Origin of the sequence: Methanofollis sp. UBA420 (assembly GCF_002498315.1) — an archaeon.
In the GTDB taxonomy this organism is placed as follows: Archaea; Halobacteriota; Methanomicrobia; order Methanomicrobiales; family Methanofollaceae; genus Methanofollis.
Genome location: NZ_DAGX01000007.1, coordinates 141,831 through 154,894, shown reverse-complemented (window position 1 = coordinate 154,894; position 13,064 = coordinate 141,831). Strand labels below are relative to the sequence as shown.

Genomic DNA, 13,064 nt, shown 5'->3' with positions numbered 1-13,064 from the left:
TCCTTTTATGCAGTGATGGGCCGCAGGGAGTGAAAAGACATTCGCCGGAGACGAAGACAACACCACTATATAGGAAAGAAAAGAACCATCCAGCAATGTCTCTTGATATCGCCCGCAACCGGCGTACTATCATAATCGCTCTCCTCTTCGTATTCATGCTCGTCGCCCTCTGGATACGAAGTCTGCCCGCGGCGTACCTCGTCAGGGACGGCGTGACCGTCGTCATCGGCTCGGACACCTGGTACACCCTCAGGCAGATCGAGGCAATGGCTGCCCATTATCCCCTGTACTCCTGGTTCGACCCGATGACCGCCTACCCCACGGGCAAAGAGATTGGCTGGGGCCCGCTCTTCCCCTTCATCGCCGCGACCGCGTGCGTCCTCACCGGGGCGACGGCACGCCCGGACTTCGTCTATGTGGCGGCATGGATCCCGCCCGTCATGGCGGCGGCGATGGTGCCGGTGATATACCTCCTCGGGCGGCAGCTTGAGTCCTGGAAGACCGGGATCGTCGCCGCCGGTCTGATCCCCTTCGTATCCCTGGCATTCTACTACCGTTCGGTCTTCGGTTTCGTCGACCACCACGTGAGCGAGGTGCTCTTCAGCACGCTCTTCTGTCTCTGCTATATCGCGGCACTGGGGTACGCCTCGGGCCTCTCCTTCCCGTCTCCTGACAGGGCAGTCCTCAGGAACGCATTCCTTCTCTCGGCGGCGGCAGGCGTCGCGTACCTCCTCGGCCTGCTGAACGCCCCCACGATGATCCTCTTCGCCCTCATTGCCGGGGCATTCACCGTCCTCCAGTTCGTGCGGGAGCACGGGGAGGGACGGCACGGCGAGTACCTCCTGCTCGTCAACGGTGTCGCCTTCGGCATCCCGGCCCTGTATATGCTGCTCTTCGGGGTCAAGACAGACGTCCTCTCCTTCACGACCTACTCGGTCGCCCACCCCATCGCCTACCTGATGCTGATCGCGGCGACCGCGGTCCTGTACGCCCTTTCCCGCGTGCTCGCCGGGAAGAGGTGGGAGTACCCCGCGGCGATCGGTGCACTCGGGATCGGGTCGATTGTTCTCCTCGGCGTCGTCGACCCTGTACTGTCCGGGATGTTCTGGCAGAACCTGACGACCTTCTTCGGGACAGTCCACGAGACCTCGCTCATCAGGGAGATGGAGCCCTGGAACGCGGCACTCGCCTGGACGAGCCTGAACTATGGCCTCATCCTCCTCGTCGGCGGCCTCGGGGTCCTCGGGTACCGCACACTCAAGAGCACAAGGCCGGAGTCCCTCTTCGTCCTGGTCTGGTCGGCCCTCATCCTGGTGGCCGCGGTCCAGCACATCAGGTACGAGTACTACCTCTCGGCCGTCGTTGCCCTGCTTGCGGCGCTCGTCATCGCCGCCGCCGTTGAGTACGGCGGGCGGGAGACGATCGGGTACCTCCGCGGGCTGTCGGGCGGGGAGACCGAAAAGCAAAGCAAAGGTTCGAAAAAGAAAAAGGCAACGAATGATGCACCCTATGGAAAGATGGCCACACTCAGTGTTGTCATCGTCCTTGCCGCCGCCTTCGTCGTCACCTCGGCCGGCAACGACATCACGCTCGGGAGCCATGCAGAGAGCACCGCCATCGTCTCGAACGAGTGGCAGGAGACCCTGGAATGGCTGGGCACACACACACCCGACCCGGGCGTGGACGTCCTCGGGGTCTATGAGAAGGAGACTTTCCAGTATCCTGAGCAGGCCTACGGCGTCATGGCATGGTGGGACTTCGGCCACTGGATCACCTATCTCGCAGGGCGTATCCCCAACACCAACCCCTTCCAGGACAATGTCGTCGGCCCGGGCGGTGCGGCCACCTTCTTCATGGCGACGACCGAGGACGAGGCCGAGGACGCGGTCGGGGTGGCGGGGTCACGCTATATCATCACCGACGGCAGGACCATGACAGGAAAGTTCGCCACCATCGCGTCCTGGATAAACCCCGGAGCAGGGATGCGCCCGTACGCACGCGGTTTCCTGCCGCCGAACGCCGCCCAGACAGAAGGACAGAAGATTGCGTGGGTCTATGACGCTCCCTACTATCACACGATGGCGACCAGGCTGCAGATACTGGACGGGTCGATGACCGAACCGTCGGAGGCCTATTGCGTCGCGTATGACAACAGCACCCTCGCCACGCGGGGGTACCCCCAGATCAGGCAGGTGTTCCGCGGACCGCTGGACGAGATCAGGGAGAAGGCGGAGGTGTATGCCCTCAGCGCACCGTCGGGACAGGGCGCCGTCGTGCTCAGCGACAGCCCGGCCCGGCCTCTCGACACGGTTCCTGCCCTCGGGCATTACCGCCTGATCTATGAGTCGTCGGCAGATGTGGCGACAAGCATCAAGGTCTTCGAGCATGTACCGGGTGCGGTCGTGAAAGGAGATGGCGTCGTTGAACTGCCTCTTGTCACGAACAGCGGCCGTGCATTCACCTACAGGCAGCAGAGCGTGAACGGGACATTTGTCCTGCCGTACGCCACCGAAAGCGAGAACGGCGGCGTCAGGGCGACGGGGCCGTACAGGATCGCCGGGACAGACACCTCCTTCACGGTGACGGAAGAGGCTGTCCTCTCCGGGTAAAATCCCCTGTCACTCCTCTTTTTGATCGGCCTTGAGGAGCATCATGCTGACGAAGACCGCCGCAAAGAGGATCTGGATCCCGGCGAGGAAGAGGGCGAGGGCCCAGACTGCATTCGCAATCTGGGAGAGAGAACCGAAACCCGCGGCGGCCCACTGGTAGACGATGCCGAGGCCGACGATGACGCCAGCCGTCATCATGAGACTGCCGCCGGCAATCCCCCACTCCAGGATATTGTAGTTCAACAGCCTCGATATGGCCGCACTCTGCCGCCCGTAGCCGTGGACGACGGAGAAGACCCTGATGATGAGCCCCATCAGCATGCCCTCCAGCCCGCCGATGAAGGCCAGGGACGCAAGGATGAAGGAGTGGAAGCGGTAGGTCTCGACATCGCCCCGCACAAGGAAGAGAAGCATCAGCGAGAGACCGAAAAAGGCGAAGAAGAGGCCCGGGACCGCGAGGAACGGCACGGGCCGGTAGAGGAGCATGAACCTGACATGCCGCCAGCCGTCAGAGAAACTCTGGAGTTTCGAGGGGGTGAGGCGGGGGTGGTAGGTGATCGGCACCTCTTCTATGCGGAGTCCGGCGATCGCCGCCTCGATGATCATCTCGGATGCGAACTCCATCCCCCCGGTCTTCAGGTGGAGGCACTCCAGGGCGTCCCGCCGGATCGCACGAAAGCCCGTATGGGAGTCTGAGATGTGGGTGTGGAAGACCCGGTTCAGGAGCCAGGTCAGGACAGGGTTGCCGATATAGCGGTGGAGGGCGGGCATGGCGCCCGGGAGGATCGTCCCCCGGAGACGCGAGCCGAGCACCATGTCGGCCCCGGCATCCAGCGGCGCCAGTAGTTGCGGAATTTCGAGAAAGTCGTAGGTGTTGTCGGCGTCCCCGATGACGACGTACGTCCCGCGGGCCCGTGCGAGGCCGGCAAGATACGCGTTGCCATAGCCCATCTTCTCGGGCCTGACGACGATGGCCCCGAGAGAGGCCGCGATCTCGGGGGTCCGGTCCCGGGACGAATCGGCGATGATGATCTCCCCCTCGGTGCCGAGGTCTGCAAAGACCTGCCTGATCTTTGTGATGCAGTCGGCGATGGTCTCTTCTTCGTTCAGGGACGGAAGGACCACAGAAAGCGCCGGAGGAGATCTGTCCATGGGTATCTAGATCATTGGTTATTCTGCCCCTATATAGTGTCGCCGGAGACCTGCCGGAAGTGGGGGGGTACGACAGTGTCGCAGGCGGCAGAGGGTGACTGACGACGGGAGAAAGAGGGGCAGGCGGCGGTGTTGGCCATCGTCTCCTGAGGGGGGAAGACAGAGCGGCCGGTTGTCTGTGAAAAAGAGGCCCGTTTCTTCAATCCGGGTGTCGATTCGCTCCATACGAAACCGTATATAGGGTTACGCCGATGATCTGACAGGAAGGATCGTCCTCGCGTTCACCATCGAAACAGGGCGGATTGAGGCATACATGGGGCAGAAAGACCTTTATTCAGTGATCATACCCGCATATAACGAAGAGACCAGGATCAGGTCGGTTCTCTCTACTTTTATTCAGGCTTTTTCCGGGCACGAGATCATCGTCGTCTGCGACGGGGCCGACCGCACTGCGGATATCGTCGACGAGGTCTCGAAAGAGAACCCGATGATCAGACTCCTGCGATATCAGGAGCGCCTGGGGAAGGGAGGCGCGATCATCGAGGGTTTCAGGGCGTCTCACGGACAGAGGATCGGTTTTGCCGACGCGGACGAATCGGCCGAACCTGCCGAGATAAAGGGGATGTTCGATGCCCTGGACGGAGCAGACGGGTTGATCGGTTCGCGGAGACTGAAGGGATCAAAGATCACCATCAAACAGCCCCTTATGCGGAGGGCGATAAGCAGGATATTCAATATCGTCTTTGCGCACATCCTCTTCGGCCTTCCCTTCAACGACACGCAATGCGGTGCGAAGGTGTTCACGAGGGAGGCGGTCATGGATATCATCGACGACCTCGAGGGGAGGGGCTTTGAGACAGACCTTGAGATCCTCTGGCGCCTGGAAAAGAAGGGGTATACGGTGAGGGAGTACCCGATCACCTGGAAGCACTCGGAAGGGTCGACCTTCAGATTGTCGTATTCGTGGAAGATGTTTGTCAGTCTCATGAAGATCCGGTGGGGATGACCCCGAGAATTCCATGCCCGAACCCGAAGACCGCATCCATGAAGCTGCCGACCGCCTTGCCCGGTGCAGGAGCCCCGGCGATCTTGCAGAGGCGATCGCCGTCGAGGCGGAGCGGTACACTCTTTTCGATCTCCAGCAGATCGGCGGGGGGGTCAAAAGGGAGGTCGACCGCCTGCCCGAGCCGTACCGCTCCCGGGTGCGGCCGTACTTCGAGGCGCAACTCTTCGGCGCCTACCACCGCCTGATGCTCGGCCACCGAACAGGGGCTTTTGCAACTCTTGAAGGCCCTATTGCCGACCGGGAACGTTTTGACGCGTTCGTCGCCCTCATCGTCCCGGGATGTCTGGAAGACGGGGATACGGACTTCGGCCTGAAAAATCCCCACCACACACTCTTCTACTACCTGATGACGGGCTTTGTGATGTTTGTCGAGGGCGGGCCCGGCCACCCTGTCGGCACGCCCTTCCCCGGCGGCTTTGCCGTCGAAAAAAAAGGGGAGAACTATTACTGCCCGATCCGGGAGAAGGAGGAAGAAGTGCTCTTCTCCATCTGCAATGTCTGCCCGGCACGGCAGATGGAGGGGGTGTGAGACCTCCCCCGCTGGTCGTCGGATAAATCGTCCAGATCCGCGAGGGTGCCGATCCCGAACATGAGGAAGGTATGGCAGAGCACGCCTGTTTCCGTCTTTTCCATGCTGGCTTCGGGCCTCGCAACGATTCAGACCACAAAATATTGCCAATGAGATATATTTCTGGCCACCGGGAGAATCTTACCTGTTTTCTTCGCCAGATATCCCTCGAAATCCAGAATTTTGTTAAGAATAGCGGCGCATCATCAAGGCCGCCTCATATATAAATCATTCTGATCCCTTCACAACGCTTTCATAGCGCGGTACAGACCCTTCACGTATACAGGGGGAACGTGCGGGAATGCCAGATCTGAGCCCGACCGAGAACATGAGCATGGACGAGCGGAGGCGAGGTCTCCGCCTCGTCCTCCAGGAGGGGATGGTCACCCAGGCGATGGTCACCCTCACCGGCGGGGTCTTCCTCGTCGCCTTCGCCCTCCAGCTCGGGGCATCGAACACGATCATCGGGCTTCTCGCCGCCATTCCGCCTCTCGCGGAACTCTTCCAGATGCCGTCGGTCTACCTGGTGACGCGGATCAAGAACCGCCGGCGCCTCACGGTCACGGCCTCCTTCCTGGCAAGATCGTTCTGGGTCGTCATCGCCGCCATCCCCTTCGTCGTCCCGCCGTCGACAGCGGTCTGGGCACTCGTCGGGGCGATGTGCTGCTACTCCATCCTCTCCGGGATCTCGCACTGCGCATGGAACTCATGGATCCACGACCTCCTGCCGCAGACCGAGATCGGGGACTTCTTCTCCAGGAGGATGCGCCTCTCCACCATCCTCGCCATCATCCTCTCTCTGGCCGCCGCTTTCTTCATCGACTTCTGGAAGACGGAGACGGGAGGGGAACTCACCGCCTACTCCGTCCTCTTCTTCGGCGGCTACATCGCCGGCATGGTCGGCGTCTACCTCCTCTCCAGAACTCCCGAACCCCTGATCCAGGAGGAAGAGGCCCCGAAACTCCGCACGATCCTGAAGGAACCGGCCTCTGACAGGAACTTCCGGAACCTTCTCACCTTCCTCGGGTCCTGGAACTTCGCCATCAACCTCGCCGCCCCCTTCTTCACCGTCTATATGCTCCAGAGACTCGGTATGGACATCGGGTGGGTGATCGCCCTCGCCGTGCTCAGCCAGATCGCCTCGGTCGCCTCGTTCAAGGTCTGGGGACATACCGCCGACCGTCTCAGTCATAAGTCCGTCCTCCAGATCAGCGGCCCGATCTTCATGATCGCGATCCTGGCCTGGACCTTCACCACCCTTCCCGAGCCGTACTTCCTCACCATCCCCCTCCTCATCGTCATTCACATCCTCACCGGCATCTCGACGGCAGGGGTCACCCTCTCCACCAACTACATCGGCCTCAAACTCGCTCCCCAGGGTCATGCCACCTCGTACATCGCCGCCGCGAGCATCACCAACTACCTTGCCGCTGGGGTCGCCCCCATCGTCGGCGGGCTTTTCGCCGATTTCTTTGCCGCACGGGAGGCGTCCCTCACCCTCACCTGGACAGACCCGGCAGGCACGATCGTCCTGAACACCCTCGACTTCCAGCACTGGGACTTCTTCTTCTTCTTCGCCTTCATCATCGGATTGTATTCCCTCCACCGGCTCTCTGCCGTTCATGAAGAAGGGGAGGTGAAGGAGCGGATCGTCATCCACGAACTCCTCGCAGAGGTGCGGCGGGAGATGCGCAACCTCTCGACCGCGGGAGGGCTGCGGACGATGATACGGCCCCCTGTCGCCAGGATACTCAAGTCGCAGGAGAAGAAACTGGAGGAGGCCACCTATGACCGGGAGAACAGAGTAAAGGGCATCCCGGAAGAGTGATACCTTGTCCCGATCCATGAGCCTGGGCAATTACATTTGAATTATATAATAATACCTATTTCTGTGGCGATGGCGAGATAGAATAGTATATATATTAATTGAGTGCATTCACGGTACACCCGCGACCCATTCCCGCGGGCGAGATGAAAACATGCCCTGCCAGAGGGAAGAGATCAGAAGAGTACCCGCCACAACCCCTTCCGTTGCCGGCACCTGTGAGAGGGCAGCCGGCCTGCCGGGAGAGGAAGAAGAGCGGAACGAACCATTATCCAGCCATGCCGAACTCGAAAGCCCATCATTTACCGGGAGTAAGAGTTCGCCCGCCATTTTGCGGTCTGTCCTGAGATCGGCACTCGACACCCTGAATTTCCCGATTGGATGGATCTACCAGGTCATGGAAGAGGAAGGGGTGGCCAGAATAGTCAGCACTTCCGGCATCCCGGAGGCATGGCCCGGGGACATCGAAGAGATAAGGACCCACACCCCGCCCCATGATACCATATTCGGTGAAGGAAGAGCAACTTTCACGGCGGACTATGCCAGGGCATGTCCGGAAAAGTTTCGAAAGCCCGGCATCGTTTCCCTCGCCAGCATCCCCCTCAGCGTGGGGGACCAGATGATCGGGGCACTCAATCTGGCCAGCACAGAAAGGCATGAATTCACGCCGGAAGAGCGCTCAGCCCTCATAACCATTGGAAAGGTGGCGGGCAGCATCATCAGGGAGATGGCCGCGGAAAACATCTCCCCCGATCTCGCCGGACGCGGGCCTGACAGTGAGCCGCCAGAACACACGATTTCTGTTGAAACATACGGGCACACCCCGGCAACACCCATCATTCAATCAGGTCGAGGCGCTCCGGGGCAAAGCGACCAGGGGGAGACCACCGCCCCGGCATGCAGGACACGGGAAGACGCCGCAGAAAGGGCACTGAAAAGGAGAGAACAGATACTGGAGGCTGTTAACTATGCCGCGGAAAGGTTCCTGGGCGCTTCTGCATGGGAAGACGAGATACCGGGCGTGCTCAGGCGACTTGGCGAGGCAACCGGAGCAGGCAGGGTCTATGTATTCAAGAACACAGTCGACCACGCCACCGGCGAGATCCTGATGACCCAGTCGCAGGAGTGGACAGGAGAGAGGACGTCACGAGAGATCGAAAACCCTGCCCTGCAAGCATTGCCCTATCGCGCAGCAGCCCCGCGGTGGCAGGAGGTCCTCTCTGCCGGGGGGGTCGTCGCCGGACCTGTCCGTACCTTCCCCGCAATCGAACGTGCATATCTTGAGCCGCAGGGGATCCTCTCCCTTGTGGCGGCGCCGATCTTTGTGGAGAGGCAATGGTGGGGATTCATCGGCATGGACTACTGCACCGAAGAAAACCTCTGGTCGCCTGCAGAACTGGATGCAATCCCTGCAGTGGGACGGCTTATCGGGGCGGCCATCCAGAGGACGAGAGCAGAGGAGATATACCGCAAGCCTGTCGAGAAATCTCTTGCAGGAGTCTTTGTTGTTCAGGACGACCTCCTGAAACGGGTCAACCCACGCTTTTGCGAGATCTTCGGTTTTAGAGGAGAAGAACTCATTGAAAATATCAGGCTCAGTTCTCTCCTCTCCCTGCAGGGCAGGGAGGCGTGGGACCTCCTGATGAAGGATCCGGACGCGTCTATTCATGCAGAACTCCCGGGAAAGACACACGATGGGTGTCCTATCATCGTCGAGGTCTTCTGCTCGTCCCATCTCTACGAGGGGAAGCCGGCAGTGGTCGGCACCCTCATCGACATCACCGCACGGAAACAGGCAGAATACACCCTGGCAAAGAGCGAGGAAAAGTACAGGGAGTTCTTCAAAAACGTGACAGACGCCATCATCGTCACCGAGATACCGACACCGGAGAGAGAGGTCAGGATCCTTGAGGCAAACGACGCCGCCGTCGCGATGCTGGGGTATCCCTACGATGAACTGCTCAGAATGCCCCTGGAGAGCATTGTTGACGCCGACATAGGGGAGCGTGTCGGCGAAATTACCCGGGCCCTCCTCTCCACCAACCATAACAGGTTTGAGGGGGCATTCCGCAACAAAGACGGACGGACCGTTCCCGTCGAGGTCAATCTTCACCTCTTCACCCAGGACGGCCAGGACGTCGTCCTCTCCATCGCACGGGAGATCACCGAGAGGAAGAGAATGGAGGAGGAGGCGCGGGGGGCCTATCAACAGATCGAAAAGAACATGGGGCAGTTCGCCGTCCTGAACGACGAGATCAGGAACCCTCTCCAGGGGATCATCGGATTTGCCGCACTTGAGGACTCGCCGCTATCCCCGAAGATCATCGAACTCGCGCGCGAGATCGACAGGATCGTCTCCGGACTCGACCGGGGATGGGTCGAGTCGGACAAAGTGAGGGACGTGCTCAAAAGACAATACGGCCTCTTCGATTAAGAGAGGTGAAAAAGGGATCTCACTCCCCGATTTCCATCTCGATCCCTCCGATCCATCCTGCGGCGACATTGTAAACCCAGGCAATGAGACCGCCGAAGATGAAGCCGAGAATCCCGTAGAGGACGGCGATGGCGAACGCCAGAATAAGAAGAGCAACACTTCCGAGTCCGGCCGTGACCATCCCTCCGTCGCTCGGGGCAGCCATGTTCAAGATTGATATGAGCGCGAAGAGGAGACCGAAAATAAGCCCGATGACGCAGTAGATTACACCTGAGATTTTTGCGACCGAGATGATGCCGAAACGTTTTATCTCTGTCATATCCTGACAATTGCCCTCTCCAGGGCAAAAAACCTGTATTACGGTGTCGGCGGATCCGGTTCGCCCCGCGGGACCGGAGAGGTGTTCGGCGACAGCATGTGAGATATTCCTCACAAGGCATATATACGAAGTGAGCAAGATCTAACATAAAGTTGCATATTTCTCACAGGCGATTGCATGAAAACACGATACCTCCTCCAGACATGTGCCGGTGCCCGGGTGGCAGCGGCCGGGATCTTCCTCCCAATCAGCGACGCCGTCACCGATACGGCCATCTTCTGGCATCTCGCGGAGGCCTGAGGTGATGGAGATGAAGAACAGAACGCGATATCTCCTCTGGACCGCCTTCGGCGTCCTCTTTCTCATCCTCGGGATCGCCAGGTTGGCCCTCGGAGAGGGGAGCAGCGACACGACGGCGGGCATGTTCATCACCTCCGGGATCATCATCATCCTCTTTGCCGGATCCCGGGCGATGCGGCAGGAGGAGGGACTCGAACAGGACGAGAGGACGAGGAAGATCGGGGCCTACGGGATCACATACGCCTGGTTCCTCACCCTCGTGTACCTCTTCGCCCTCTTCTGGCTGGAGAACATGGGGATCCTTGCGCTCTCGGCGACGGACGTGATCCTCTCCACGATCCTGTTGACAACGATCTCGGCGAAGGTTTTCCAGTGGTGGTTCTTCAGAAAGGGGGACGTGAAATGACCCTCACGCGAAAGGACTTCATCGTCACTCTCGCCGGACTCCTCGTGGCATGGCTCGGTCTCACCCTGGTCTGGCTCGGCGTCGTCGGCGAGACGAGCCCGGTCGCTCTGGTCCTGGTCCTCGGCGGCATGATCGGGATCTTTTTCCCGGCACTGCAACAGACGTACCAGGATGATCTGGCGAAGTTCCCGGCAGACGTCGTCAGGAAGGCGTGGGTACGCCGGGGTGGCCACGGGAGCGGCGACAATCGTCGTCTTCGTCGCCCTCAGGGAGGCAACGGCAGGCGACCCGAAGCTGCATGCCCTCCTCTCCCTCCCTGTCGCGGTGATCGCCGGCATTTTCGTTCTTATGGTGACGGAAAAGGGCGTGCTCAGGATCTCCCGAAAAAAGAATCAATCGCAGTGACTGAACACACCATCAAAAAGGGAGCACTATGAGTATCATTGACGTTAAAAACCTGAAAAAGACCTTCAACGGGAGAGAAGTCCTGAAAGGGATCACCTTCTCCGTGGAGAAGGGCGAGGTCTTCGGCTTCCTCGGCCCGAACGGCGCCGGGAAGACGACGACCATGCGGTGCATCCTCGGCCTCCTGAGGCCGACGGATGGAGAGGCACTCGTCTTCGGCGAACCCCTTGCCGAGAATGACGGGACACGCGGGCGTGTTGGAGTCCTCCTCGACAAAAACGGGATCTCCGACAGCCTCAGCGCCCGGGAGAACCTGGAGTACTATGCACGCCTGTACGGCGTCCCCGACCCGGAGGGGCGGGCGAAGGAGATCCTGGAGTTCACAGGCCTTGCAGAGAGAAAGGACAGCCTCGTCGGCACCTTCTCGACAGGCATGAAGCGGAAACTCGGCCTCGGGCGGGCGATCCTCCATGACCCCGAGGTGCTCTTCCTTGACGAACCCTCGGCAGGCCTCGACCCGGAGGCACAGAGGATGGTCAGGGACCTGATCCTGGACCTCTCCCGCAAGGAAGGGATGACCGTCTTTGTCAACTCCCACAACCTGGACGAAGTCCAGCGGGTCTGCTCGAAGGTCGCCATCCTCCACCAGGGGACAGTGAGGGCATTCGACACCGTCGAGCACCTGAGGGGCGGCAGAGAGGGGACGCACCTGCGGGTCGTCCTCTCTGACGCCACTTCGGCGGAAAGGGCGGTCACCGTCCTTGGTGAGGTTCCCGGGATAGGTGGTCTCTCCCGTGAGGGCGAGGCCGTCAGCGCCGCCCTTGCCGGGGAGAGCGCCGCGGAGGTCGTCCGCACACTCGTCGCCGCCGGGTGCGGCGTCGAGGAGGTCACGCGGGAGCGCCGGTCCCTGGAGGAGATCTATCTGGCCGCGGTGCGGCAGGCGGAGGGGTCGGCATGAACGGCATATTCACCGTCGCAAGGAAGGAGGCAGGCCAGATCGTCAGGTCGCGCCAGCTCCTGATCTCGGCGGTCATCGTCACCCTCGTCTTCTCCACGACCGCGGTCCCGGCCGCGCTCGCCACCGCGGGCTATGCCTCCCTCGACCGTGTCGGTTTCATGCTCCTCGTCGTGATCGGGATCTTCATCGGCTACATCTTCTCGGGACAGGCCTTCCTGCGGGAGAAGACAGAGGGGACGATCGAGACACTCCTCTGCTCGCCCCTCTCCCTGCGGGAGATCTGGCTCGGCAAGGTGATCGGCGTCACCCTCCCGGCCTATGCCCTCACCCTCGGCGGTGCGGCTGTCCTCGTCGCCGGGGCATCGGCCCTCACAGGGGCGCTGGTCCTCCCGTCCGGCCCCATGATCTTCCATCTCCTCGTCGTCGTCCCGGCCTTCATAGCCGTGGCCGTCGGCATGCTCGGGATTGTCCAGCTCCTCCTCGGCATGCGGGAGAACCAGATCATCAACATGGCCGTCGTCTTCCTGGTCATCTTCTTCTTCTCGGCCTCGGCCGGGCTGCTGGGGGCCGGGTTCCAGGCGACCTGGACTGTCGAGGGTATTCTTCTTGCAGTCGCCCTCGCCCTCCTCCTCGTCCTCAGGGGGGCAACACGGTTCCTGGACCGCGAGAGGATCGTGACCACCATCCCATGAGGCACGATGCAGACGAGAATGCGGGAATACCGGGCAAAGACCGGGCTCACACAGGAGGAGCTCGCCACACGGGTCGGCGTCAGGAGGGAGACGATCGTCTTCCTGGAGAAGGGGAGGTACAACCCCTCCCTCAGGCTTGCCTGGCGAGTCGCCCGCGAACTCGGGGCAGGGATCGAGGAGGTCTTCATCTTCGGCGAAGAGGACCTGGAGAAATGAAGAGAGATGACGTGCTCGCCCGCCTTGCCGCCCTCGCAAAAGACCTCATAGCGTCAGAGAGCACGACCGCCCGCTGGATCGGCAGGGACGCCCTGCAGGACCTCAGATAAATAC

At 60.8% G+C, this 13,064-nt stretch carries 13 protein-coding genes; 11 read left to right on the top strand and 2 right to left on the bottom strand.

From position 1 onward, the window contains the following. Positions 1 to 95 precede the first annotated feature (95 nt). A complete protein-coding gene (locus BP869_RS10830; protein ID WP_342679579.1) occupies positions 96 to 2,609 on the top strand; it encodes an oligosaccharyl transferase, archaeosortase A system-associated in 2,514 nt (837 codons plus the stop codon). Positions 2,610 to 2,618: 9 nt separating this feature from the next. On the opposite strand, the gene BP869_RS10825 is transcribed toward BP869_RS10830, so the two are convergent. Then, positions 2,619 to 3,761, bottom strand: a complete 1,143-nt coding sequence (locus BP869_RS10825; protein ID WP_342679577.1) for a glycosyltransferase family 2 protein — start codon at positions 3,759 to 3,761, stop codon at positions 2,619 to 2,621. Between the two features lie 337 nt (positions 3,762 to 4,098). Between BP869_RS10825 and BP869_RS10820 the strand changes: the two genes are divergently transcribed. The 4 genes from BP869_RS10820 (at position 4,099) to BP869_RS10805 (ending at position 9,654) form a co-directional block, all read left to right on the top strand. Beyond that, positions 4,099 to 4,767, top strand: a complete 669-nt coding sequence (locus tag BP869_RS10820; protein ID WP_342679576.1) for a glycosyltransferase — start codon at positions 4,099 to 4,101, stop codon at positions 4,765 to 4,767. Between the two features lie 13 nt (positions 4,768 to 4,780). Continuing rightward, positions 4,781 to 5,356: a DUF2115 domain-containing protein gene (locus BP869_RS10815; RefSeq protein ID WP_342679575.1), complete on the top strand. Its 576-nt coding sequence runs from the start codon at positions 4,781 to 4,783 to the stop codon at positions 5,354 to 5,356. A gap of 340 nt (positions 5,357 to 5,696) precedes the next feature. Then, on the top strand, positions 5,697 to 7,223 hold the full coding sequence (locus tag BP869_RS10810) for an MFS transporter (protein WP_342679574.1): 1,527 nt from the start codon (positions 5,697 to 5,699) through the stop codon (positions 7,221 to 7,223). Positions 7,224 to 7,374: 151 nt separating this feature from the next. Further along, on the top strand, positions 7,375 to 9,654 hold the full coding sequence (locus tag BP869_RS10805; protein WP_342679572.1) for a PAS domain S-box protein: 2,280 nt from the start codon (positions 7,375 to 7,377) through the stop codon (positions 9,652 to 9,654). Between the two features lie 19 nt (positions 9,655 to 9,673). Here BP869_RS10805 and BP869_RS10800 read toward each other — a convergent pair whose 3' ends face one another. Further along, complete coding sequence (locus BP869_RS10800; RefSeq protein WP_342679570.1) at positions 9,674 to 9,973, bottom strand: hypothetical protein; 300 nt, start codon at positions 9,971 to 9,973, stop codon at positions 9,674 to 9,676. A 177-nt stretch (positions 9,974 to 10,150) separates the two neighbouring features. Between BP869_RS10800 and BP869_RS10795 the strand changes: the two genes are divergently transcribed. The 6 genes from BP869_RS10795 to BP869_RS10770 all read left to right on the top strand — a co-directional run bounded on the left by BP869_RS10795 (position 10,151) and on the right by BP869_RS10770 (position 12,950). Then, positions 10,151 to 10,273: a hypothetical protein gene (locus tag BP869_RS10795; protein ID WP_342679568.1), complete on the top strand. Its 123-nt coding sequence runs from the start codon at positions 10,151 to 10,153 to the stop codon at positions 10,271 to 10,273. 10 nt (positions 10,274 to 10,283) lie between these two features. After that, positions 10,284 to 10,679, top strand: a complete 396-nt coding sequence (locus BP869_RS10790) for a hypothetical protein (RefSeq protein WP_342679566.1) — start codon at positions 10,284 to 10,286, stop codon at positions 10,677 to 10,679. Positions 10,680 to 10,850: 171 nt separating this feature from the next. Beyond that, on the top strand, positions 10,851 to 11,084 hold the full coding sequence (locus BP869_RS10785; protein ID WP_342679564.1) for a hypothetical protein: 234 nt from the start codon (positions 10,851 to 10,853) through the stop codon (positions 11,082 to 11,084). Positions 11,085 to 11,112: 28 nt separating this feature from the next. Further along, complete coding sequence (locus BP869_RS10780; protein WP_342679562.1) at positions 11,113 to 12,042, top strand: ABC transporter ATP-binding protein; 930 nt, start codon at positions 11,113 to 11,115, stop codon at positions 12,040 to 12,042. Next, positions 12,039 to 12,734 (top strand): ABC transporter permease subunit, encoded by a 696-nt coding sequence (locus BP869_RS10775; protein WP_342679560.1) that lies wholly within the window; start codon positions 12,039 to 12,041, stop codon positions 12,732 to 12,734. The genes BP869_RS10780 and BP869_RS10775 overlap by 4 nt, the downstream gene beginning before the upstream one ends. Before the next feature lie 6 nt (positions 12,735 to 12,740). Further along, positions 12,741 to 12,950: a helix-turn-helix transcriptional regulator gene (locus tag BP869_RS10770; protein WP_342679558.1), complete on the top strand. Its 210-nt coding sequence runs from the start codon at positions 12,741 to 12,743 to the stop codon at positions 12,948 to 12,950. Positions 12,951 to 13,064: the final 114 nt, after the last annotated feature.

What these genes read in the sequence shown, in the direction of transcription:
- BP869_RS10795 (WP_342679568.1), top strand. Translation starts at nt 10,151, where the DNA reads ATGAAAACACGATACCTCCTCCAGACATGTGCCGGTGCCCGGGTGGCA.
- BP869_RS10780 (WP_342679562.1), top strand. Translation starts at nt 11,113, where the DNA reads ATGAGTATCATTGACGTTAAAAACCTGAAAAAGACCTTCAACGGGAGA.
- BP869_RS10770 (WP_342679558.1), top strand. Translation starts at nt 12,741, where the DNA reads ATGCAGACGAGAATGCGGGAATACCGGGCAAAGACCGGGCTCACACAG.
- BP869_RS10810 (WP_342679574.1), top strand. Translation starts at nt 5,697, where the DNA reads ATGCCAGATCTGAGCCCGACCGAGAACATGAGCATGGACGAGCGGAGG.
- BP869_RS10805 (WP_342679572.1), top strand. Translation starts at nt 7,375, where the DNA reads ATGCCCTGCCAGAGGGAAGAGATCAGAAGAGTACCCGCCACAACCCCT.
- BP869_RS10825 (WP_342679577.1), bottom strand. Translation starts at nt 3,761, where the DNA reads ATGGACAGATCTCCTCCGGCGCTTTCTGTGGTCCTTCCGTCCCTGAAC.
- BP869_RS10800 (WP_342679570.1), bottom strand. Translation starts at nt 9,973, where the DNA reads ATGACAGAGATAAAACGTTTCGGCATCATCTCGGTCGCAAAAATCTCA.
- BP869_RS10785 (WP_342679564.1), top strand. Translation starts at nt 10,851, where the DNA reads ATGATCTGGCGAAGTTCCCGGCAGACGTCGTCAGGAAGGCGTGGGTAC.
- BP869_RS10790 (WP_342679566.1), top strand. Translation starts at nt 10,284, where the DNA reads ATGAAGAACAGAACGCGATATCTCCTCTGGACCGCCTTCGGCGTCCTC.
- BP869_RS10815 (WP_342679575.1), top strand. Translation starts at nt 4,781, where the DNA reads ATGCCCGAACCCGAAGACCGCATCCATGAAGCTGCCGACCGCCTTGCC.
- BP869_RS10775 (WP_342679560.1), top strand. Translation starts at nt 12,039, where the DNA reads ATGAACGGCATATTCACCGTCGCAAGGAAGGAGGCAGGCCAGATCGTC.
- BP869_RS10830 (WP_342679579.1), top strand. Translation starts at nt 96, where the DNA reads ATGTCTCTTGATATCGCCCGCAACCGGCGTACTATCATAATCGCTCTC.